Source organism: Mariprofundus ferrinatatus, assembly GCF_002795825.1.
In the GTDB taxonomy this organism is placed as follows: domain Bacteria; phylum Pseudomonadota; class Zetaproteobacteria; order Mariprofundales; family Mariprofundaceae; genus Mariprofundus; species Mariprofundus ferrinatatus.
The window spans coordinates 1,960,710-1,984,066 of the sequence record NZ_CP018800.1; the positions used below are offsets into that span (position 1 = coordinate 1,960,710).

The 23,357-nt window shown below is 57.7% G+C and carries 17 protein-coding genes; 5 read left to right on the forward strand and 12 right to left on the reverse strand.

What is annotated here, in order from left to right:
• Nucleotides 1-45 precede the first annotated feature (45 nt).
• Nucleotides 46-999, forward strand: coding sequence for an ABC transporter substrate-binding protein (locus Ga0123462_RS09640; RefSeq protein ID WP_100266100.1), 954 nt, complete (start codon nucleotides 46-48; stop codon nucleotides 997-999).
• Nucleotides 1,000-3,576 carry an ATP-binding protein gene (locus Ga0123462_RS09645; RefSeq protein WP_100266101.1) on the forward strand — a complete coding sequence of 859 codons (2,577 nt, stop codon included), beginning with the start codon at nucleotides 1,000-1,002 and terminating at the stop codon, nucleotides 3,574-3,576.
• 12 nt (nucleotides 3,577-3,588) lie between these two features.
• On the opposite strand, the gene radC is transcribed toward Ga0123462_RS09645, so the two are convergent.
• Nucleotides 3,589-4,263 (reverse strand): RadC family protein, encoded by a 675-nt coding sequence (gene radC / locus Ga0123462_RS09650; RefSeq protein WP_100266102.1) that lies wholly within the window; start codon nucleotides 4,261-4,263, stop codon nucleotides 3,589-3,591.
• Nucleotides 4,264-4,353: 90 nt separating this feature from the next.
• On the opposite strand from radC, the gene Ga0123462_RS09655 reads away from it, so the two are divergent.
• Nucleotides 4,354-8,931, forward strand: coding sequence for an NAD-glutamate dehydrogenase domain-containing protein (locus Ga0123462_RS09655; protein WP_100266103.1), 4,578 nt, complete (start codon nucleotides 4,354-4,356; stop codon nucleotides 8,929-8,931).
• Nucleotides 8,932-9,014: 83 nt separating this feature from the next.
• Here Ga0123462_RS09655 and Ga0123462_RS09660 read toward each other — a convergent pair whose 3' ends face one another.
• From Ga0123462_RS09660 to Ga0123462_RS09690, 7 genes are read right to left on the reverse strand one after another with little or no spacing between them, the layout of a single operon-like run.
• Nucleotides 9,015-9,563, reverse strand: a complete 549-nt coding sequence (locus Ga0123462_RS09660; protein WP_100266104.1) for a DUF924 family protein — start codon at nucleotides 9,561-9,563, stop codon at nucleotides 9,015-9,017.
• Complete coding sequence (locus Ga0123462_RS09665; protein ID WP_100266105.1) at nucleotides 9,560-10,432, reverse strand: dihydroorotate dehydrogenase electron transfer subunit; 873 nt, start codon at nucleotides 10,430-10,432, stop codon at nucleotides 9,560-9,562. The genes Ga0123462_RS09660 and Ga0123462_RS09665 overlap by 4 nt, the downstream gene beginning before the upstream one ends.
• Nucleotides 10,425-11,714, reverse strand: coding sequence for a dihydroorotase (locus tag Ga0123462_RS09670; RefSeq protein ID WP_100266106.1), 1,290 nt, complete (start codon nucleotides 11,712-11,714; stop codon nucleotides 10,425-10,427). Before Ga0123462_RS09670 ends, Ga0123462_RS09665 begins: the two co-directional genes overlap by 8 nt.
• A complete protein-coding gene (locus Ga0123462_RS09675; protein ID WP_232726437.1) occupies nucleotides 11,711-12,712 on the reverse strand; it encodes an aspartate carbamoyltransferase catalytic subunit in 1,002 nt (333 codons plus the stop codon). The genes Ga0123462_RS09670 and Ga0123462_RS09675 overlap by 4 nt, the downstream gene beginning before the upstream one ends.
• Nucleotides 12,709-13,221, reverse strand: coding sequence for a bifunctional pyr operon transcriptional regulator/uracil phosphoribosyltransferase PyrR (gene pyrR, locus Ga0123462_RS09680; protein WP_100266107.1), 513 nt, complete (start codon nucleotides 13,219-13,221; stop codon nucleotides 12,709-12,711). The genes Ga0123462_RS09675 and pyrR overlap by 4 nt, the downstream gene beginning before the upstream one ends.
• Nucleotides 13,218-13,730 carry a Holliday junction resolvase RuvX gene (ruvX, locus tag Ga0123462_RS09685; protein WP_100266108.1) on the reverse strand — a complete coding sequence of 171 codons (513 nt, stop codon included), beginning with the start codon at nucleotides 13,728-13,730 and terminating at the stop codon, nucleotides 13,218-13,220. Before ruvX ends, pyrR begins: the two co-directional genes overlap by 4 nt.
• A complete protein-coding gene (locus Ga0123462_RS09690) occupies nucleotides 13,702-14,394 on the reverse strand; it encodes an FAD-binding oxidoreductase (protein WP_100266580.1) in 693 nt (230 codons plus the stop codon). The genes ruvX and Ga0123462_RS09690 overlap by 29 nt, the downstream gene beginning before the upstream one ends.
• A 78-nt stretch (nucleotides 14,395-14,472) precedes the next feature.
• Between Ga0123462_RS09690 and Ga0123462_RS09695 the strand changes: the two genes are divergently transcribed.
• Nucleotides 14,473-15,324 (forward strand): 50S ribosomal protein L11 methyltransferase, encoded by an 852-nt coding sequence (locus Ga0123462_RS09695; protein WP_100266109.1) that lies wholly within the window; start codon nucleotides 14,473-14,475, stop codon nucleotides 15,322-15,324.
• 16 nt (nucleotides 15,325-15,340) lie between these two features.
• Here the strand turns inward: Ga0123462_RS09695 and Ga0123462_RS09700 are convergent, their stop codons facing one another.
• The 4 genes from Ga0123462_RS09700 to Ga0123462_RS09715 form a co-directional block, all read right to left on the reverse strand.
• Nucleotides 15,341-18,775: a translocation/assembly module TamB domain-containing protein gene (locus Ga0123462_RS09700; protein WP_232726438.1), complete on the reverse strand. Its 3,435-nt coding sequence runs from the start codon at nucleotides 18,773-18,775 to the stop codon at nucleotides 15,341-15,343.
• A complete protein-coding gene (locus Ga0123462_RS09705; RefSeq protein ID WP_100266582.1) occupies nucleotides 18,775-20,478 on the reverse strand; it encodes an autotransporter assembly complex protein TamA in 1,704 nt (567 codons plus the stop codon). Before Ga0123462_RS09705 ends, Ga0123462_RS09700 begins: the two co-directional genes overlap by 1 nt.
• A 96-nt stretch (nucleotides 20,479-20,574) precedes the next feature.
• Nucleotides 20,575-21,963, reverse strand: coding sequence for a glutamate--tRNA ligase (gene gltX / locus Ga0123462_RS09710; RefSeq protein WP_100266110.1), 1,389 nt, complete (start codon nucleotides 21,961-21,963; stop codon nucleotides 20,575-20,577).
• A gap of 258 nt (nucleotides 21,964-22,221) precedes the next feature.
• Nucleotides 22,222-23,004, reverse strand: a complete 783-nt coding sequence (locus Ga0123462_RS09715) for a methyltransferase domain-containing protein (RefSeq protein ID WP_157821328.1) — start codon at nucleotides 23,002-23,004, stop codon at nucleotides 22,222-22,224.
• A 134-nt stretch (nucleotides 23,005-23,138) separates the two neighbouring features.
• Here Ga0123462_RS09715 and Ga0123462_RS11395 point away from each other — a divergent pair, with 134 nt between their 5' ends.
• Nucleotides 23,139-23,309: a hypothetical protein gene (locus Ga0123462_RS11395; RefSeq protein WP_157821329.1), complete on the forward strand. Its 171-nt coding sequence runs from the start codon at nucleotides 23,139-23,141 to the stop codon at nucleotides 23,307-23,309.
• Nucleotides 23,310-23,357 lie beyond the last annotated feature (48 nt).

Genomic DNA, 23,357 nt, shown 5'->3' on the forward strand with positions numbered 1-23,357 from the left:
AGAAACCAAGGCGACCCGAGATATGTTGAACAGAGCGGCAACGCATTGATCACCAGAACGGCATTGGCCTTTTCACTGGCCATTCTCTTCTCTTCACCTGCTATGGCGGCGAAATGCCTCTATATCTCCTCGTATCACCAAGGTTATGAGTGGAATGACGGCATTGAGCGCGGCATCGAAGCGGCACTGAAGGAGCGATGCGAACTGGACAGGTTCTATCTGGACACCAAGCGCAACAAGAGTGAAGCCTTTGGTAAGGCGATGGCGCTGAAGGCCAAAACATACATTGAAGAGAGCAATCCGGATATCCTGATTGCAGCCGATGACAACGCCTCACGCTACCTGATAGAGCCCTACTTCAGAGATGCAGAAATACCTGTTGTATTTTGCGGCATCAACTACTCGGTCGAGCCCTATGGATACCCCTACTCCAATGCGACCGGCATGATTGAGATATCGCCGGTTCGCCCGCTGCTGAAGTATGTAAAAAACAGCCTGCCGCGATTAGGGAAGGGTACTTTCCTGGCAGCAGATGTGATCTCCCAATACAAGGAGTTTGAACTTAACCGGGAGGTTTACGAAAGCAGTGGCATTCGGCTCACGCCTGTGTTCGCCAAGAACATGGAGGAGTGGATCGCAGCCTATCGCAATGCACAGGATCAGGCCGATTTTGTCATCATCGGCAACAATGCCGGCATTGAGGATTGGGATGATGAGAGAGCCACAAAGCTTGTAGTTGAAGAGGGAGGGCTTCTTTCGGTAACCAACTATGACTGGATGAGCCGCTATGCACTTCTTTCTGTTACCAAACTTGCTGAAGAGCAGGGCGATTGGGCTGCCAGGACAGCCATCGCTGTCCTTGAAGGCACTGAGATAAGCACCATCCCCATCATTGTGAACAGGCGCTGGAGGCTACTCATCAACACATCATTGATGGAGAAGAGCAATATCAGGCTGCCGCAGGCCATTATCACCAAAGCGATTCGGATCAGCCTGTAGATGAGGGCTTTCACCACCAACAGGGCACTCTATTTTGCACTGACTGCCGGCGTGCTGGTCACCGGCCTGCTGCTCATGCTTGCATACAACAAGCTGGTAGCCGATACGGAGAACCGCTTCCTCGAAGAGTCTGCGCAGATCAGGGAGCAGCTGCTGCTGCTGAACCTGCATGCCAACGAGCTGGCCGATAATATAAGCGCCCTGTTTCACGCCTCCGACTATGTGGAGCCGGACGAATTCCAGGTTATCGCTGAAGAACAGTTACAGCATTACCCCTATATTCACTCCGTTTCATTTCACCCTCAGGTATCAAACACGGATATCGAGGTGTTCGAGAAAGAGATGCAGGCAGCCGGCTTTGTGACATATGCTGTGCGCAGCAGAACGCCTGCCTCGGATGGCAGCGCCTTTCCCGTAAAGTTTATCGAACCACTGACGCCTCAGAATGCAACGCTGCTGGGGCTGGACATGGCAACTGTTGACCGCTTCGGGCCTCACATCAGCAAGGCTATCCATGCCGGAGCCGTTACCGCATCCTGTTTTGAAAAGCTGGCGAACGGCGATGTCGTCTTCTCGCTCTTCAAGCCACTCTTCGCTGACAAAGCCCCGTCCGGCAGCGGCGCGGAGAGAGAAAACACCAGCGGCATGATTGCCGTTCAGGTGAGTGCAAAAGCCATGTTGGGCGAAGTGTCGCTGCCGCGCGGTTTCCGTCTGTCATGGAGCATTGTCGATATTTTTCATCCAGACAAGCCTGATGAAAATTCCCTATGGGCAGGCAACGCCCCGGAGCAGGGCCGCCACCTCTTGTTCAAAACCCTGCAGAGTGAATCCACACTCGATTTTGAGGCGGTCAGCTCCACACTTGTTTTCGAGAAAGAGATCTATTGGCAGGACATTGAATACCAATACCCGCTTGCAGCTCTGGTTGCCGGACTGATCCTGACCCTGTTGCTGCTGTTTGCAGCCCGCAGTTTCGAGTTGAGAGACAGGGAGCTTAAGCAACGCAGTGAGGAGATCGAACGACAGGTCAGAAAACAGACCCGGAACCTTCTTGAGAGTGAAGCAAGATTGAATGAGGCCCAGCGAATCGCCTGTGTTGGCAACTGGGAGCTCAACCTCGCAACAAACACACTCACTTGGTCGGATGAAATCTTCCGGATTTTTGAAATCGACAAGGAACGGTTTGGCGCCTCCTACGAAGCATTTATTGAAGCGATCCACCCGGACGACCGGGAGCTTGTCAATGCAAAGTATACTGCTTCAGTGAAAAGCAGGATCCCTTATGATGTGGAGCACCGGCTCCTTTTCAGCGATGGCAGGGTTAAATATGTGCACGAGCACTGCCAGACATTCTATGACGCCGAAGGAAACCCAACCCGATCAACCGGCACAGTGCAGGACATCACCGAACGCAAGGAGCTTGAAGAGAGGCTGCTTCAGTCGCAAAAGATGGAGGCGATCGGCACTCTGGCTGGCGGGATCGCCCATGACTTCAACAACACACTGGCCGCCATTCAGGGCAACCTCTACCTGGCGAAAAAACAGCTGGATGACAAAGAGCTGCTTGCCTCCAAGTTGAACAACATCGTATCACTAAGCGAGCACGCTGCGGAGATCGTCAGACAACTGCTCACATTTGCCCGCAAGGATATTGTGACCCACCAGCCGTTTTCCCTCACCTCGTTATTGAGAACCGAGCTTTCTCTCTTCAGAAGCATCATTCCTGAGAACATCGATTACAGCATTGAACTGTGCGACGAGGAGCTGAACGTACTGGGAGACTCCACCCAGCTGCAGCAGGCACTGGTCAATCTGCTTAATAATGCGCGGGATGCCGTACGCAATACAGAGCAGCCCAAGATCAGCTTCACGCTTGAACCGTTCAGTATCAACACAGGCTTTCAGCAGAAACACCCTGAAATCCAGGGGGACGGAGTTGCCCATCTGATCATAAGAGATAATGGCAGCGGCATACCCGCAGCCACCCTTGAACACATTTTTGAACCGTTTTATACAACCAAGGCAGTCGGTGAAGGTACCGGGCTTGGTCTGGCCATGGTCTATGGCTCAATTCAGACGCATGGTGGCGCGGTTGACGTTGAGAGCAGCGAAGGCAAGGGCACAACATTCCATATATACCTGCCACTATGCCAGAAAGATGGGAAGCAAACCGACAAGCCTGAGACCCCCCCGGTTGCGGGCGAAGGGGAAACCATCCTTCTTGTTGATGATGACGATGATGTGCGCAGTACAACCTGTGAAGTGCTTGAGAGCATGGGTTACAGGGTGTTGATAGCATCAGACGGGCAGCAGGGGCTGGATACCTTTGATGCATACCAACATGAAATCGACCTCATTATCAGTGATGTTGTGATGCCGAAAATGGGCGGCACCGAATTTTCCCGCAGAGCGAAAGAGCGTGTTCACGATATCCCTGTCATTCTCATAACCGGCTATGATGAACGGCAGGTAGCGGATATCCAGGATGACCTCGGCGATATCGAGTTGCTTCAAAAACCAATCTCATACCCCCTGCTTAGCCAGACACTGAGGAGTCTTCTCGGCTCCGGAAAATAATCCAGAGCCGCATTAATACCAGCCGTTCTCCTTGAAGGAGAGCACCTCTTTGCCGGCAATCAGGAAGTGGTCAAGGATTTTGATATCGAGCGTGCTGCACGCCTCGGCCATTCGCCGGGTCAGCTCAATATCCTCGCTGCTTGCATGCGGCGTGCCGCCGGGATGGTTGTGGAACAGAATCAGACCCTTGGCATCCAGCTCCAGCGCCCGCTTGATAAGATTGCGCGGATAGACCGCGGTCCGATCCACGGTTCCCTCGAACATGATCTGGGTGGCACGATGACGGTGCTGCTGATCGGTAAATACGGCGCCGAAACACTCCATGCCGCGCCCCTGCACCACCATCCGCAGGTGTGCCTTTACCTTATCCGGCCTGTCATACACCGACCTTCCAGGCAGATCGGATGCGAGATAACGTAGTTCTGCCTGCCGGATCAGGGCCAGAAACAGTGCCCCCTGCTCGCCGATCCCCCTGACCTGTGCAAGCTCCGGCATGGTTGCATCGAAGACGCCGGCCAGCGTTCCGAAGATTTCGAGAAGTCTTTTGGCGACCGGTTTCACATCGACACGCGGGATGATGTAGGTGAGCAGCAACTCCAGCACCTCGTAATCATGGAAGCCGTCGAGTCCATGCCCGGCAAATCGCTTGCGAAGTCTCTCGCGGTGGCCCTTTACACTCTCGTCCATTGTATCCTATCAAAGACAATAATTACCGACCCGTCAATGCATCCTTTTCTCCATTCGACATTGCCCCCCATGCGTGTCTAAACTAGTGGCATGCGTCATCTTCGCCGACAGCTCATCGACCTGCTCGATCAGGCACGCCAGCAACATCGAATGGATCACGTGCCGATGCGTCTTCTGGCCGCACTTGTGCAGGACTTTTATGCCCTGCTGCCAAGAGGAAAAACCAAACGGGTGGAGATGCACTCGCGCACGCTCACCCACGGTAACCTGCATCGCCATATCTTCACCATCCGCTGCCCCGATCAGGCCTTCTATCTCGACGCCATCAAAGGCTACCTGCTCAAGCGCGATATCCAGCCGATCGGTCAACAGACCATGGTCGCCAAAATGGATTGCGGACCGGATGGCTGCATGCTCGAGCTGCACAAGCCTGACACGCATGCCGAAGAGAACTTCATGTTCATTGCCCTGCACATCTCGGCCACGGTCACGCCGGACATCAAGCCGCTGAAAAAGGATATCATGGCGATCCTCAAGGCGGTCGACCTCTCCGTGAACGATTTCGAGCCTATGCGGAAATTCGTGGCAGGTTCGGTTGCCGCTTTGATGACTGACAACAGCGATGCGGCATCACTGCTCGACTGGATCAATGACAACCACTTCCTCTATTTCGGCATCTTCCATACCGGTCACCATCTGGGGGTGGCCAAAAACAGCCGCGTATTCGAACGCATCGCGCCGGAACTCGCCGAGCAACTCACCACACTGGCGCCCGCAACAGAGATCGGCATTCAATGGCTGAGCCTGAGTGCCAGCAGCCGCTACCTCTACAGTGCGGCCAGCGTGGAAACAGTTCGCATCAGCTGGAGAGGCAAAGAGGGGGGCATTGAAGAGGCCACTGTTGTCGGCCACTTCTCGCGCAGCGCCCGCTACGCCAACGCAAGCTATCTGCCGAAACTGGCTGGCCACTGGCGGGAACTTGCTTCCGACCCGCTGCTGCAGCACTCTGCTTTCTACCGCCGCGAGATCCGAACCCTGTTCGACCGCATGCCCAAACGCATCCTGCTGGCCAGCAAGGCCGGCGATTGGCTGGAACCGCTGAAGGCGATTATTGACCTTGCAGGACCGATGCAGCTGGTTGCCCGACTGATCCCTGTCATCGAAGGCAACATGGATACGCTGATGATCACCATTACCTCCAAGCGTTTCGGCCCGCATGTCATGCAGCACCTGCTCAAATCACTGAACGAGGCCGGCCAGATCACCTACGGCTACGATGACTTTGGTATCGGTCCGCACCGCATTATCCTGATCGGCATCGACCGCGACAGCCCGGCCATCCGGCAGCAGAAGCTCGATGAACTTATCCTCGGCTGCATCACCTTCTGGAAGGATGTCGCCCGCACCGAAGTGATGCGCCATGCCGATATCTTCGATATCCCGGATACACTGAATGAGCTGGAGCAGATTCCCCCGCTTTATCAGGAGCTCTTCCCGCCCGAACAGTTCACACGCGACCTGCAGATGCGCAAGCGCGTACTGCACAACGGGCAGACCCGTGTTTATGTCACCCCGCGCGCCAAGGCGACGGGTGATGAGGTGGAGCTTCATATCTATTCGCTCAGGCAGCCATCGCTGGGAACACTGGTCGACACCATCCGCGCCTTCGGCCTCGATCCTGTTCAGGAGTCGGTGGTTCCGTTCGGCAGGAATCCGGAACATCTGCATGATGATGAGGGCAAATGCGGCTGCATCCATATCAGCTCGCTGGTCTGCAAAGCCCCCCGCCACCTGGACAGGGATGATGCGTTGCGACTCAGGCGAGGACTTGCCCAGGTTCTCAATGGCCGGGCAGACCACGATCCGGTCAATGCCCTGCTGATCTCCGCCCGACTTGAGATCGAAGCGATCGCCATTGTTATCACGCTGCGCAGTCACCTGATCCAGCTGCTCGCCGATGCGGCCAAGCTGCCACTTTCCGACATGATGCTGCGCAATCCCGCCGCAACCGCGCAACTACACGGCCTCTTTGCCGCCCGTCACCATCCCGACAGCGATGAGGGACAGCTTGCAGAAGCACAGAAGAGCTTCAGCGAGGCGATGAGCATCATCGACAACCTCTCGGATGATCGCTGGTTCCGTGCACTGGCCGAGCTGGTGGAGGCGAGCCTGCGCACCAATGCCTTTGTGCGCAAAGAGAGGGAGGCTATCGGCATCAAGATCGAACCGGGCAAGCTGAGCTACAGTCCCGAACCCAGGCCCTACCGTGAAATATTCGTGCACGGCGTGAATGTCGAGGGCGTACACCTGCGCGGCGGCCCGATCGCCCGCGGCGGACTGCGCTTCTCCGATCGCCCTGCCGATTTCAGGACCGAGGTGCTGGAGCTGATGCGCACACAGGTGGTCAAAAACGGGCAGATAGTCCCGACCGGTTCGAAGGGTGGCTTCGTGGTGCGTGGCGGCAGTGGAGCCTCATTTGTACTGGATCAGTACCGCGCCTTTATTGACACCCTGCTGGCGCTGACCGACAACCTTGATGAGGGGCACGTCACACCGCCCGCCGGTATCAGAATCGCCCAACACGATGCGAACGACCCCTATCTCGTCGTTGCCGCCGACAAGGGCACCGCACGCTTCTCCGATGATGCCAACGAACGGGCCATACATGCCGGCTTCTGGCTCGGCGATGCCTTCGCCAGTGGCGGCCGCCACGGTTACGATCACAAAAAGGTCGGCATTACCGCGCGCGGTGCCTGGGTTTGCGTCGCGCACCACTTTGCCAAGCTGGGAGTCGATGCTTACACCGATCCGATCAGCTGTGTCGGCATCGGCGATATGGGCGGCGATGTGTTCGGCAACGGCATGCTGCTCAATCCGGAGCTGCGCCTTATTGCAGCCTTCAATCACCGTCATATCTTCCTTGATCCGGAACCGGATCCGAAGCGTTCATTCGCAGAGCGTAAACGGCTGTTTGAGGGAATGGGTGGCTGGGAAAGCTATGACCGCAAACTGATCAGCGAAGGCGGCGGTGTCTTTGAGCGCAGTGCCAAACATATTCCGCTGAGCCCCAAACTCCGCAAGCTGCTTGCCACTGAAGAGAGTGCCCTTTCAGGCGAGGCGCTGATCCGGTCCATTCTTGCTGCCCCCGTCGACCTGCTCTACAACGGCGGCATCGGCACCTATATCAAGGCAAGCCGTGAGAGCCATGCCGACGTCCGCGATCCGGTTAACAATGCTGTTCGTATCGATGCGGCCGCACTTCGCTGCAAGGTTGTCAGTGAAGGGGGAAATCTGGGGCTCACACAGCGGGCACGTATTGAATATGCCGAGGCCGGCGGCATCATCAACACCGACGCGATGGATAATTCGGCCGGCGTGGACATGTCCGACCATGAGGTGAATCTCAAGATTCTGCTCTCCCGACAGTCAGGCCGGAACCTCTCTTTTGACGAGCGTAATGAACTGCTGAAAGAGCTTACCGATGCGGTCACCGAACAGTGCCTGCTGGATAACCTTCTGCAGTCGCGCTGCCTCACGCTGGCGGAACGCGCCGCCACCGCACATCCGCTGCGCCTGCGCCGCCTGCGCAACAACCTCAGCAGCCAGGGGTGGCTCGATGAGTCGGTTGCACCAAGGATTGACGAGGATGAGCTGCTGGCGCTCAGGCCTCAACTCTCGATCCTGCTCGGACAGGAGAAAAACCGCATCCATGCCAAGCTCAGCGAGGAGTCGTTTCACCAGAGCTGTGCTTTTAACAAGAAGCTGCTCAAACGCTATTTCCCCGAACCGCTGCACAGACGTTTTGCCATCAATTTCGAGCTGCATCCGCTCGCCTCGGAGATTATTCACACCGTGGCGACCAATCATGTCGTCAACCATTTCGGGCTCGGTGCCGTGCACCATCTCGAGACCATGGTCGACCACTCGGTCAGCGAGATTGTCGAGGCGCTGTTAATCAGTGAGTCGCTGCTCGATATAGAGCCACTGCGCGATGCAATCTGGCAGCAGGTCAGCACTCCCGAGCTGGCATTGAGCCTTCAGCTTGAGCTGCAGGAGTACCTTCTCCACTTTACCGAAGAGCTGCTTCGCCTCTGTCCGGTCGAGCATCTCAACCAGGCGTGGGTCGAAAAACACAGCAAGGGCTTCTCCCACTTCCGCGACCTTCTGGCCGGCGATGAGGCGGAAGCAAGCGCCTCCGGGCTTGAGCCCGAAAAGGCAGTGCAACTTGCAGCCATGCCGGAACTGAGCCATGCCGCCTGCGCCCTGCACCTCTCATCCTCCCTGAACAAGACGCTGGCCCGCTGCCTCTCGGCGAACCGCATCTGCCTGCAGCTGTTGCCGATCCGACAGATGGAGGCGCAACTGCGCTCAAGGGATTGGGGTGAACCCGATGCACACAAACTGCGCCGCGAATGGCTGCACCGGCTTGTGATTCTGAAAGAGCGGGCAATCCGCCGCCTGCTCGATGTGCATGAGCCTGAGTTCGAAGCAACCGGCAGGGGGCTTTGGCACAATCACCACCTGTGGGAAACGGTTGCGCCTTACATGAATGGGGAAGATCGCGAGGGCAAGCCGGAAAAACAGGGCGAACAGCGCCGTGCCGAATCCCGCCGCATGCAGCTGTTGCTGGCACTCACCCGACTCGAATCCATCATCGATAACAGCTAAACCCTGAGATTCAGGCCAACTTCGGAGGAAGTGTCATACTCCTTGGTTCGAATCCTGCTCGGGGAACCGGGCAGGGCCCGAACCTAGAAGGATGAACCGGGCTGGGTGAGGAATTCGATCTCTTCGGGGGTGGATTCGCGGCCGAGAATGGCGTTGCGGTGAGGATAACGACCGAAGCGGTCGATGATCATCTTGTGTTTGATCTCAAACTCAAGGTTGAACTCAAGGCCCGGCTGATCAAAGAGCTTCACTGCCTGCATATGAATCGCCATTGATTCGCTGTGCATATAGGGCATGTAGAAGAAGTTGCGCTCCGGGATATCCACCTCCTGGTCGGCGCCGATACGTACCGACTCCTGTGCCAGAACAAGCGCCATCCCGTCAAAGGCAAAAGCATTCGGGGTGTCGCGATGGATGTTCCTTGAGAACTGATCGAGCACAATGATCTCGGCCAATCGACCCACTGCGGTTTCGCGCCAGTCGTAGAGCTTGGCGGCGGCGGCATCACGGTGCAGTTCGCCGAAACGCGCTTCGATTCCCCGGTCAAGCGCCTCGTCTTTCACCCACCACTGGCGCGGCTCTAACTCCGCAAACCAGAACTGGAGAACATCAATCGCACCTGCACTACTCATGCAAATTCGGGAAGCAGCCCTGCCTCGAACACCGGCCCGTCAACGCAGACACGGCGATACTTCTCTTCGCCCGCCTCAATGGTTTTGACCACACAGCCGGCGCAACCGCCGATGCCGCAGGCCATGTGCTCCTCAAGGCTCAAATAGGTCGGCAGATCAAACTCGCGACCGACCCGCGCCACCGCATGCAGCATCGGGTGCGGACCGCACGAGAGCAGCACGCAACGGCTGCGCTCCGCCTCATCAAGGGCTGCCAGGTAGTCGCGTGCAAGGTTCGGCACATGCCCCTCGTAGCATCCGTAGAGCCCTGCATTGGAGGCAAGACGCGACGGAATACCTCGCTCCTCAAGCGAACGGATTGCCAGAATCGCGTTGCCGCTCACGCCCGGGAGCAGCATCGTCGACGGCTTCAGCGCAAACGGGAATTCAACTTCTGAACCGGCAAAGACCACACAATCGCTTTCACCGTAAATACTCATGGCGGCAAAAATCATCGGCGGAATACCAACTCCGCCGCCGACCAGCACATAACGCCTTGAGCTGTCCGAGAGATCGAATGGCCGGCCGATCGGTCCGAGCATCGGAATGGTGTCGCCCACCTTGCGCCCGGAGAGCAGCTGCGTTCCCTCACCGATCGCCTTGTACAGCAGATCGACGGTGCCACGCTCGGGATCGGTGAGCATGATCGAGATCGGGCGGCGCAGTGGCCTCTCATCGGATACGCGCAGGTGCACAAACTGCCCAGGCTTCGCTTTGGCAGCCGTTTTCGGCGCCAGAACCCTGAGCACAAACTGATCGCCCGGATGGCCGACATGCGCCAGCACTTCGGCCTGTTCTTCAAAAATGGTTCCGTGATGTTCGTTAGCCACGTACTTCCCCTTCCGCGAACACAAGCCGTCCCGCTTTCACTGTATGGGTGACGCGACCAGTCATCTCTTTGCCGTGCCACGGTGTATTCTTGCCCTTGGAGACCATCTTCTCGCGATCCACGGTCCACTTCGCGTCGGCATCAAAGATGGTGATGTCGGCTTCTGCCCCCACCGAAAGGGTGCCGGCATCGAGGTTCAGCAGACGGGCCGGATTGCAGGTCATCTTGGCAATCATCTCACTCATCGTAAGTACACCGCCACGTACCAGGTCAAGTGATACCGGCAGCATCGTCTCGAGTCCGACAATACCGAATGCGGCACAGGAGAGACCACAGCGTTTGTCATCCTCATGGTGCGGGGCATGGTCGGTGGCGATCACCGCGATGGTACCGTCGCGCAACCCCTCGATCACCGCCTGACGATCTGCTTCGGTGCGCAGCGGCGGGCTCATCTTGGCATCGGAGTTGTATCCCAGCACCTCCTCCTCGGTGAGTGCGAAGTGGTGCGGCGCCGCCTCGGTGGAGACCTTCAGCCCCTCTTTCTGCGCCTGCCGGATCAGCGCTACGCCGCCCTTGGTGGAGATATGGGCAACGTGATAGCGGGCGTCGGATAGGCGCGCAAGCATGATGTCGCGGGCGATCATTGAATCCTCGCCTGCAGCCGGCATACCAGAGACACCCAGCTGGGTGGAGATCCACCCCTCGTTGATTGCGCCCCCCGCCGTCAGCTCTTTCTCTTCGGCGTGCTGGATCACCATGAACCCGAAGCTTGAAGCATATTCGAGCGCCTTGCGCATCACACCCGCATGCCAGATCGGCATGCCATCATCTGAGAACGCGACACAGCCTGCGCGGGTAAGCTCACGCATCTCGGTCAGCTCCTTGCCGTCGAGGTTTTTGGTCACCGCACCGATCGGATGCACGTTACAGAGGTTGACCTGTCTGGCGCGCTCGATGATCTGGCGGGCAATGCCGGCATGATCAATGTGCGGACCGGTATTGGGCATGCAGCAGATTGAAGTCACGCCGCCGGCCACCGCCGCACGGGAGCCGGACTCGATATCCTCTTTCCACTCCTGCCCCGGTTCGCGCAGATGCACATGCATATCGATCAGGCCGGGACAGACGATCTTCCCGTCGGCATCGATCTCTTCATCTGCCTGGCCGTCGTAAGCGCCGATGACGGCCACTTTGCCATCTTTGACCCAGAGATTGGCGACCTCATCAATGCCGTTGGCCGGATCGATGATATGTCCGTTCTTTATCAACAGTGTGCTGCTCATAACAGTGTCCTCTGTGCCTGCATCGCTTCATCCGCCAGCTGTTTTTTACTGCTTGCCGGGCCCTTCTTCTCCTCTGTCTGCCCGCCGCACAGTGCTGTCAGCACAGCCATGCGCACGGCCACCCCGTGCTCAACCTGCTGCAGCACATGGCTCTTCACCGAATCGGCCACGTCGGTAGCGATCTCCACGCCTCGGTTCATCGGCCCGGGATGCATGACAATGCAGTCGGAACCTGCAGCCTTCAGGCGTCTGGCGTTCAGTCCGTAAGCCTCGTGATACTCGCGCACTGACGGAAATGCACAGTTATCGGTCAGCCGCTCAGTCTGCACACGCAGCATGTAGACCGCATCACTACCCGGCAGTGCCGCATCGAAATCGTGGTAGACCTCGCATCCGTAGCGCTCGATCTGGGCAGGCAGCAGCGTCTTCGGCGCCACCACCCGCATGGTGTAGCCGAGCTTTCTGGCAGCCAGAAGGTGTGAACGGGCAACGCGCGAGTGCGCGATATCGCCGACGATGGTGATCACCTTGCCGGCGGGTGAACCCCACACCTGTTTCAGCGTCAGCAGGTCGGTGAGAATCTGTGTCGGATGCTCATGCGCCCCGTCGCCGGCATTCACCAGGGCAGTGTTCGGCAGGTAGTCGGCAAGAAACTGACAGGTGCCTGCCAGCGAGTGGCGAATCACCAGCACATGCGGCTGCATGGCTGCCAGGGTCATACCTGTATCGAGCAGGCTCTCCCCCTTCTTGGTGGCGCTGGTCGAGGCGGAGATATTGATCACATCAGCCGAGAGCCGTTTGCCGGCCAACTCAAAACTGGTACGTGTACGTGTCGAATTCTCGAAGAAGAGGTTGATCACCGTTTTGCCGCGCAGCGTCGGGGCTTTTTTCAGCGGTCGCCGGTTGATATCGATAAAAGAGTCGCCGAGGTTGACCAGATATTCAATCTGCTCCCGGTCAAGCTCGGCAATGCCGAAGAGATGTTTCAGCGCGTTCATGGTTTCACCTGCCTCTGCTCAATAATCCACGCAGCATCCGTCACCAGTTCTATGGTGCAGTCTGCGGGCGCCTCGATGCTCAGCCCCACACTTTCGGCGGCAATCGGCAGCTGCCTGCCGCCGCGATCCACCAGCACGGCCAGGCGAATCGCTGCCGGCCGGCCGTAATCGAAAATCTCGTCCATGGCGGCACGGATGGTGCGACCGGAGTAGAGGACATCGTCGACCAGCCATATCTCCTTGCCGGCAACATCGAACGGAAGTTCGCTGCGGCGTACCAGCGGATGTGGAGCGATGGTGTCGAGATCGTCACGGTAGAAGCTGATATCGAGATTGCCGCGTTCAACACTTACACCGCGCGATTCAAGGCGGCCCTGAATCGCATCGGCCACTTCGGCACCGCCGCTATGGATACCTACCAGATAGACTTCATCGCCTGAGATTGCGCTACTCATCATATCCAGAGCGGCTTCGACCGCCCGGTTATCAAACAGAATCGGGGAACTCATGGTTTCAACTCCGGATGTGCCGAGAGAAAGTCCTCCAGAATCACGGCCGCAGCCGTCTGGTCGATCTTCTCCCGCACCTTTTTCTCGTTCAATCCCTGTGCATAGAGACGCTCTTTGGCTGTCCACGTGGAAAGGCGCTCATCCTGAAAGATGACCGGCAGATCAACACTCTGTTTCAGCTGAGCAACCGCTCTGCGTGCATCCTCTGCCTGAACCCCTTCGGTGCCATCCATATTCCTGGGCAGCCCCGCCACGACTCCCTGCGAACCGTATTCACGAATCAGTTTTGCGAGCTGTTTCGGCCAGGCCTGATCATTGCGATGCAGGAAGGTGACCCCGCGGCAGGAGATACCGAGCCGGTCGCAAACAGCCACGCCGATACGCTTCATGCCGATATCGAGTGAAATCAGCGGCAGGGTAAAATGTTCAGGCAGTGAATTTGAAAAGGAGGGCTCTGCTGCAGGACCGAGCGTCACGGAATCAGTGGTTGAGCAGGATGCGGCTTTCATTAAAGCCGAGATTCTGCAGCGTTTCCGTGCATGCGTCCACCATTGCGCTCATGCCGGCAAGGCAGGCCACCGCATGGGTTCCGTCCGGCGCATCGGCCATGAGTGCGTGCTGCACATAGCCGATCGGCCCGTCCCAGCTCTCGTGACCGATCTCCAGCGTAATGGAGACCTCGATATCGTGGCGGGCAAGCTCGGCAAGCTCCTCGGTCAGCAGCTGATGCATCTCCGTCAGGAAGCCGGCATAGATCACCACCTTCCCGTAATCATCACGGTGACGGATAATATTGTGCCAGACACTGCGAAGCGGAGCGATACCGGTACCCACACCGACAAGGTAGACATCATTACCCTTGAAGGGGGAGAGGTCGAAGCCTTTGCCCATCGGCCCCTCCACTTCCAGGATGGTGCCCGGTTTTACACCGCAGAGATAAGCGGACAGCGGCCCTGCATTTTTGACAAAAAACTCAAAGGACTCCGGCTCGTCGGGGCTCGATGCGATGGCAAAAAAACCAGGGGCCGGCTCGTTGACCTTGGGGATTCCGATGCGCACATACTGGCCCGGAAGAAAAGTCGAGAGCTTCCCGCGCAGCGGCTCAAGCGACAGGTGAACAACGGTATCATTGCAGTCAGGATCGGTGATGAGGATATTTTCTTTCACGCGCATGCGATATGTAGAAGAGTTCTGCACTTGGAAAATGACCTCCGGAATCAGGAGGGCTATTGCAACGAAGGGGAGCAGAAGATGCAAGCATCAAAATGCCTTGAACTGAAAATAACGGCCAGCGCGCTCTCAGAAGAGGCATTTGAACTGCTCGCTGCAGCACTCAATGCCCTCGGCACGGCTGAAGAGACCGATGCCGATTCCGGCATGACCGATCGCATCGCATGGATCGCCATCGAAGATGATGAGGCCCCACTCAGGAGCAAGATATTAGAGGCATGCCAGAGGCAGGGCATTGCCGATGAAGCAGTAACACTCTCGACACTGGAACAGCAGAACTGGGAGACCGCCTGGCAGAAGGAGTGGCAGGCGATGGAGATCGGCGAAAACCTGTGTGTACGCCCCTCATTCTGTGCGGCTCCGAATGATGGCCGCGTCGACATTGTTCTCGACCCCGGCATGGCCTTCGGCACCGGCACCCACCCGACCACACAACTCTGCCTTGAGGCGGTTGAGCGCATCTGCAAAGAGAGGCCGCCGGCAACCCTGCTCGATATGGGCGCAGGCTCAGGCATTCTTGCCATTGCCGCCCTGAAGCTTGGCGCGGGATCGGCTCTGACTGTTGATATGGAAGAGGAGTCGGTCGAAGCGTGCCTTACCAATGCCGAAATCAATGGTGTCTCGCTGACCTCCCTGCTCGACGATACGCCGCCCGAGGCGAAGTTCGACCTCGTGGTTGCGAATATTCTGGCTGGCCCACTGGTCTGGATGGCCAGAGAGCTCGCCCCATGCGTCGGCCAGCGGCTGGTGCTTTCGGGCCTGCTGACCACGCAGGTGGATGATGTCGCCGAGGCCTATATCAGAGAAGGACTGCTGGAAGTTCGCCGTGATGCCCGGGGCGAGTGGGCATCCGTGGAGTTCATCCCCGCATAATCATGTTGGGCCCGGTTTACTGCTTCTCCTGAGGCTCAGGCTTCATTGAACCAAACCACTCCTTGCTGTAGCGCAGACCCATCTTCGGCGCCAGATCCATCGCCTGCCTTGCAAAGATCGAGACGCTTTGCGTCAGCATGAACTCAAGCGTCACCGCCGTGCTCGGCTCCTTGGCAACGATCTGTTCAACGGTCAGCGTAATATCATCGGAGAGCTTGCGCCCTGCCCTTATCTGGCCGCCGGAGGCATCACCACCCAGCTCAAAGATATCCAGCCCCGTCACCTGCTGCACCTGTCCCTGCACCTCCTGCATCATCGTGCCGGGACCCAGAATAAATTCGGCCGCAGTCATCATATCGCCGGCACTGTCTGTTCCGAGCGAGGCAAGCGGACGACCCGTGGCGATGTAGGAGAAAATCTCCGCATTGCTCATCGCAGGCTCCGAATAGAGGCGTGTATTGATCTGGTCGGCAGGCCCTTCAACAATGACGCCTGCCGTAATATCCCCCGTCTTACGCGCCGCCCTGATCTGAATTACTGGCCGCTTTGGATCGCCCGAAAACACAACCCTGCTGCCGGCAAGGATGTCGAGCTTGACGCTGCGGAATTCGATCTTGCCGCTGCTGATCTCCAGCACACCGGTCAGGCGCGGCTGCGACAGGCTGCCACCAAGATGCAGCGTCCCCTTCGGCTTCAGGCTCATGCCTCGGCCATAGATCTCCGAATCACCGCTCAGGTTAAGTTCGACATCGATCTTTGAAAGCGGCGCCTTTTTCCTGTCAGCTTTCGAATCCGATGCCGCCTCCCAAATCAGATCCTCGGTCACCCCCGGCACTGGATCAGGGATTTCCAAACGCATGTGAATGACCTCAAGGTCACCACTGATCAGACTGACCTTCTGTTTTTCCGATGCCGAGATCGTTCCGTTGACTACCAGCTGCTGATCCGGAAGCTGCATCAGGGGAAATCTTCTGAATCGGATCTCGGGCATGGTGCGGTTTTCGATATCAACCTCGCCTTTGATAACCATCTCACCATCACCCCCCTGCAGGCGCAGGTCGATAACAGGCACTCCTTTTGCAATGCTCGCCTTAACCCCTCCCTGCATCTCAAGGCCGAATTCAGGCACACCGATCGCATCAAGGGTGATCGATCCGCCGCCACGAAGCGAGCTTACACCAAACGGCGTGCTCCACTTCAGATCAATGTCGCTGCGCCCCTCAATCGGATCAATGCGCGGCACAAGCGGCTGGATATGCGAAAGGCGCTCAAGCCTGAGAGAGAGTGCTCCGGAACCAGCCTCCCCCTCGGGAAAGGTGAACTGCCAGGGCCTCAGAGTGAACAGCAGTGCGCTGCTGCCGCTACCGGCCAGAGTGCCCTCGGCCGGCGCCTTAGCACGCACCTGCCAGACAAGCCTGCTCTTGCTGCAATCAAGATTCGCACTGGCGTCGCTAAGCAACAGTGCCCTCCCATCTTCTCCCGCATAGATCGGATGGCTCAACTTGAGCGCCTGAGATGCGAGCCTCAAGGCAGCTGTCGGCGCCCCGGGAAGCCCACTGAGCGACAGGGTCAAATCGGCGGTTCCGGCGAACCGGAGTGGCATTGCGCTCATCCACGGCTCGTTACCGGAGAGCGTCATACCCTTCGCATCAAGCTGGCCAGAGACCTTGTCAGCGGTCATCGCAAAGAGAGCGCTTCCCTTGCCACCCATCAGTTGCAGGGCTGATCTCTCCAACTGCACCCGATCTCCGTCAATAGAGAACGGTAAACGATCAGCCAGCAGCAGCTGGCTGCCCGAGTAGCTGATGCGCAAGCTGCTGATGACGCCAGAAATCTTTGCCGGTCCTGAAACCTTACCGCTGAACGTTGCGCTGCTCTGCAATCTGCCCTGCGAGACCCAGCTGAACACCACATCATCATTTTCATGTCGTGCATCGACCTTCAGGCTCTCCATCTCCTGCCTGCCACTGAGCGACACTGCAGATGTGCTCAGATGATACGAAGCCACACCGGACAGGTGATCCGCAGTCAGTTTGGCCGACTCGATAGCCACGGTTTCCAGCTGCAATTTCGTTGCCACTGCATGCATGGCCAGCTTCGGTTGAGCATAGCCTCCCTGCAGGGTGAATTGGCCATGCAGGCTACCGCCCCCCTCCCGCAGACCAGCAAGTTTCAGCGCAGGCGATATATCCGACCCCTCCAGCCTTCCCTGCAGTGCAAATCGATCAGCATCTCCCTGCCCGCTGAGCCTGAGGTTAACCCCAAGCGCCTGGATATCGGCCCCCGCCAGCCTCCAGTTCTGAGCGTCGCCTTCGCCATCGAGTCGCATCCGGGCAACAAGTCCGGCCAGTCTTCCCTCATCGATATGACCCTTGAGCTGCCAGCTGCCGCTCCCGGCCTGCCAGGAACCGTTCACCTGCCCGCTCAGCTGGCCAGCTGCATTTTTCAGAGGCGAATCCCACCCTGTCAGCGTCATCAGCCCCTGCAGCTGTTCACCGGCATAGTTCAGGTCGACTCTGAGTCCATGCTTACGCTCCTCTGCAGTGGCCAACAGGCCGTTTACGGACCAGTCTGCAGTGATATCCAGCTCCATCTGCCTGCTCAGCAGCGACTCAGCGGCGAGGCTGCTGTGCATATCCAGATGCCCCCGCTCAAATGATTGCGGCGCAGTTAACGACCATATGCCATCAACCGTCCCACGATCGCTGGAGATATGGAGCTTGCCGTCGCCCTTCAGCTCCTGTTTCGACCTTCTCCAGCTCGCCTCTATCTCTCCGCTTGCGCTATTGGTTTCCGCCTTCAGCTTCACCATGCCACTCTGCAGCCGCTTGCCCGTTAGCTCGACGCTGGCTGATCCGGATGCTTTGCTCTGCAGGCTGCCTCTGGCCTGCCATCGGCCCGGTGAGCCGGACAGGTTTGCGGCAAGCTCCCCTTCGTTAAGACTTGCCTGCAGTGAGCCTGAAAGGGAGCCTGAGAGGCGTAGCCGATCAACCTGAATATCCCGCGCCCGGACTTCACTGCTGCCATTCTGTCCGATCGCCACCTCGGCAATACGCATCCGGTTAAGGCGCAGGGTAATGGGTGGCAGACCGGCCGCGCCATCATCCTCTCCGGCAGCACGCTCCTGCTTCTGCAGATCGATTTTTTCCACCCTCAATAGCGCAACAGAGAGGTCACCCGCCAGCAATCGCCATGGCGACCACTCCAGCGTGACAGTTGAAGCCACCGTCTGCATGGATGCGCTTTTCACCACGACTGTATCGGCAGAGAGATGTGACAGCGGATGGCCGAGCAGGCCGCGAATCTCGATGTTGCCATCGCTGAACAATGCCACCTCACTGGCCACCCACTGCCGTCCCGCATCACTCCCCAGCCAGAACCAGAGCCCTGTTGAGGTGAACAGAAGAAGCGCCAGCGCAGCTGCCAAAGCAACCATAAACCAGCGCCGCATCAGAACACCTCTCCGAGCGTAATATAGAATTGGAAGCGCCTGTCCTGAGTCCTGCGTTTCAGCGGCACGGCCAGATCGATCCGCAACGGGCCGGCCGGGGTACGGATGATGGCACCGGCACCGGCTGACCATACAGTCGGTGAACTGCTGCCGATCGCCTGCCACATCTTCGCCACATCACCGAACAGCACCGGTGAAACCGTCTCCGCCTCCGGCATAAACACCAGGTCAATGCCGCCATAGGTTTTCATCAGGCCGCCGGTTGCCAGGCCATCAACACCAAGCGGCCCCAGTGAATCGAGGGCATAACCCCTGACACTGGACGCGCCACCGGCAAACTGGCGGTAGGTCTTTGGCGCAGAACCCTGAAGGCTCACCGTGCGGCCGTAACCGGCACGTGGCGAGAGCAGCAGCCAGTCGGCCGGTCGGTAGAAATAACGTCCGCTGACATCAACCGTGACCCACAACCCCTGACTGTTGACCCGCAGCGGCAACCCCGCACCTGCATCCAGCCGCCATCCCCGCTCAGGAAGATAGCCGCCATGCTCATGTGCAAAATGGAAATCAGCCCGGGGCCCGAGGGTTAGCAGGCTGATTCCTGCTTCGCGGACATTCTCAGCCTGCACAGAGAGACGCAGATAATCTTTAAACCCGAAATCCCACTGCCAGAACGGCCCTCCGCTGATGGCGTCGTAACGGCGTCCATCTGTATCCACGCGGCTGTAATCGGCATTAAAACCTACCCGCTGATCGGCGGCAGGCCAGACTGGGCGGGTGATTGTGGCTCCCAGACCGGAAGAGGTTCGTGAGGCTTCAGCACGCAGCGAGTATTCGATATTGCCCTGGTAGAGGCTGCGATCAACCCAGGCCGCTGCAAGCGCGAAGCCGGAATCAGTCGAATAACCGACATCCCCCGTCAGCTTGCGCCACGGCGCTTCGGTCACTGAAATGCGGATCGGCACATGCTGCCCCTCCGCCTCACTCAGCTGCGGCACGACCATAGCGTGAAGATAGCGGGAGTCATCAGAGATGTGCTGCATTGCATCCTGCAGAAAATGCTGCGCAGCCACCTGCCCTGGCCTGAGCCGGCTGATCTTCAGCGCCAGTTCCGGATCATACTGGCGCGCCCCTTCAACCCGGAGTTCTGAAATATAGAAAAGTGGCCCCGGTTTGATCTGCCAGCTGATATCAACCAGCCGGCTCTCCCGATCAGGGACAACGACGGCGTTGATATAATCTGCCCTCAGGTAACCCGCATCGCGCCATGCCCAGCGCAGTGCTGTCTTAGCCTTATCATAATCCTGACTGCGGAAAGGGTCTCCCGACTCAGGCAGCGCCACCTTGGCCACCGGTGCGGGGAGCACCTCAACATGTCGTACCCGCCACAATTCGCCGGCCTGCACCCGCCAGCGTGCCTCCCCCTCCTCAACGACAGATGTAACCTCTGCGTCAAGATACCCTTCACTGCGCAACCAGCTTCTTATTACGCTGGCATCCTGCGCTGCCATATAGCGAACCAGAGCCGGCCCAGCCGTCGACTTAAGCTGCAGCGTATCCATTTTTTTGAGCAGGGATTCGGGAACCCCCACAGGAGAACCGATAATGCGGCGGGCATCATTCGCAAAGGCATTTGATGAGAAGAGAAGTGCAGCCGCAAGCAACAGCACACAGAGCGAAGAGAGGCGCGGGCTGCTCAGCCTCATCTTGCATGATCCAGTGAAGTATTTATCAGCATGTCCACCGGAAAACATCATCCTGCAATCCGTTTTGAAACACAACCGGATTTATTGCACCGGCGGTTACCCCTGCAGAAGCTGCAGACCTCTGCGTAGCCTGGACAGCGACTCATCCCTGCCGAGCAGGGCGAGCGTCAGATCGATCGGCGGAGAGACCGGCCCACCGGAAACCAGGATACGGATCGGCTGTGCAAGTTTGCCCATACCGACACCCTCGGCTTCGCACACCCCGGCAATCAGCGCATGCGCTGCCTCTCCCGAGAATTCAGTCATCGCCTCGATTCCGGCGATGAACTTCTCGACCAGTGCATGGGTATCCTCTTTGAAATTCTTCGCAACAGCCTTCTCGTCGTAGGTGGTAGGGGCAACATAAAAGAATCGCGCACCCTCGGCCAACTCGACAAGATTTTTCGATCGCTCCTGCAGGCTTGCGACCACAGGCTCAAGAGCGGGGCCACTGGCGATATCCACACCGATCAGGCGCGCCACCTCGTCGACAAGTTCGGCTGGCGTTGCTTCACGCATGTAGTGGCCGTTGAGCCAGTCCAGCTTCTGCTGGTCGAAGCGGGCAGCCCCCTTGCCAACCTGGGTCAGATCGAACAACGCAATCAGCTGCTCACGGGAGAACACCTCTTCATCACCATGCGACCAGCCGAGACGCGCCAGATAGTTATTCACCGCATGCGGCAGATACCCTTTCTCGCGATATTCGGTGATGGCCACCGCACCGTGACGCTTGGACATCTTGGCTCCATCGGGTCCGTGAATCAGCGGGATATGCGCAAACTGCGGTACCGGCAGTCCGAGCGCCTGGTAGAGCTGAATCTGGCGCGGCGTGTTGTTCAGGTGATCCGAACCGCGCACCACGTGGGTGATCCCCATCGCGGCATCGTCGGCCACCACGGCGAGATTGTAGGTCGGCGTACCATCGGTGCGCAGAAGAATCAGGTCATCAAGCTCCGCATTGGGAAAACTCACATTGCCCAGAACCAGATCGTTAACAATGGTCTCCCCCTCATCCGGCGAGCGGAAACGGACGACGAATGGAGCGCCTGCAGGACGATCAGAGCGATGACGACAGCGGCCGTCATACATCGGCTTCTTGCCCGCAGCACGCTGTGCTTCACGCATCTCGTCCAGCTCCACTTTCGAGCAGTAGCAGCGGTAGGCATGCCCCTCCTCGATCAGCTGATCAACAGCAACCACATGTTCCGCCTGACGCGCCGCCTGAAATACCGGCTCACCATCCCAGTCCAGACCAAGCCACTTCAGGCCGTCGAGGATCACCTCTGTAGCCTCGTCTGTGGAGCGTTCGCGATCGGTATCCTCGATACGCAGCACAAACTGGCCGCCGTGATGGCGGGCATAGAGCCACGCAAACAGTGCAGTTCGGGCGCCGCCGATATGCAGCATACCGGTCGGTGACGGGGCGAAACGGGTGCGGACGGTCATGAACTTCTCCTAAAAGCTGATCTTTCAATAGATGGGGCGGCGCAGGATAACCGGAACAGTTCAAGATATGTAGAGGCAGGCACACATTTGCCACGCCAAAAAAAAGCGTGTTAACGTTCGCATCCATTTCACAGGAGCGATTACCATGAGCGACAAAAAACATGATCAGGAAGACCCGGTAAAGCGATATATTGGCATTTTTCTGTTTCTGGCCGGATTTCTTATGCTCGGCTTTGCCATCAACGGCTTCCTGAACTCTTAACTCTCCCGCTTCTGTGCGATCAGATGCAGGTAGCGCCCCATATGCAGGTAGGGCTCATGCTGCGCATACTTGAGTTCGATGCGAACCACCTCTTCGACAGCCCTCTCCTCGCGCATCTTACGATCCATATAGTCATAAATCACGCGGACCCCTGCGCGACTTAGCGTTTCAAAACCGCAGGCCTCGAGCCAGCCCTGAACTTCCTCAAGACAGAGCGGATGATAAGGGGTCAACCCGCCCTCTTCTCCCTGCAGATCATCACTCTCCGCCTTGCGCCAGTTGCCACGGATCAGATTACGGAACACCAGTGCATCCCGGTTGTAGAACATGAGCGACAGATCACCCCCCTGCCGGATCACTCCGAGCAGCTTCTCAAGCGTCTGTTTGGGCTCGGCCAGCCACTCAAGTACGGCATGGAAAAGCACCAGGTCAAACTGCCCCAGCTCTTTTTCATTCAGCTCCTGCACAGAGCCGTGTATGAATCGGACATCCACATCAGGCAACTTTTCAGCAAACAGCGCCCGTGATTCCGCGACCATTTTTTCTGACAGGTCCGACAGCACCAGTTCATGGCCAAGCTCTGCCAGTCTTAAGCCCATCTGCCCCAGCCCGCAGCCTGCATCGAGAATGCGCAGCCTCTTTCCTGAACTCAGCTGCGGAAGCGTCTGCAAAAGATGCTGCCAGACAATGGCCAGCCGCACCTCGCCCTTGGCACTGCCATAGATATTGCGTGCAAAACGGATGGCCAGGTCATCAAAATTTCGATCGTGCTGAATCATATGCCTCCGCGCGTTTCCTGCCATTCACTATGAAGTGACTCCACAATATTGCCAAGGTCTGAATTGTGTCCTATAAAAAGATAGTCAGGAATGAAAATATCGCATGTACGCGAATCACCCGCAGAGGCACGAACGTGAACGAACAGTACTTAATAGACAGCAAAGAAGAGGAGAAGAGGCGCGAAGCATGGGAGCAGAGCCTGAATAAGAACAACTTGGAAACCTATACCAGACCGGATTTTCTGAGCATCGGCCTGATGCTGGCGTTGATTGTTGTATTCGGCATCGTGGCAGTAGCAGCATAACCATTACCCCCTTCCAATGACAGGCCTGCAAATATGCAGGCCTTTTTC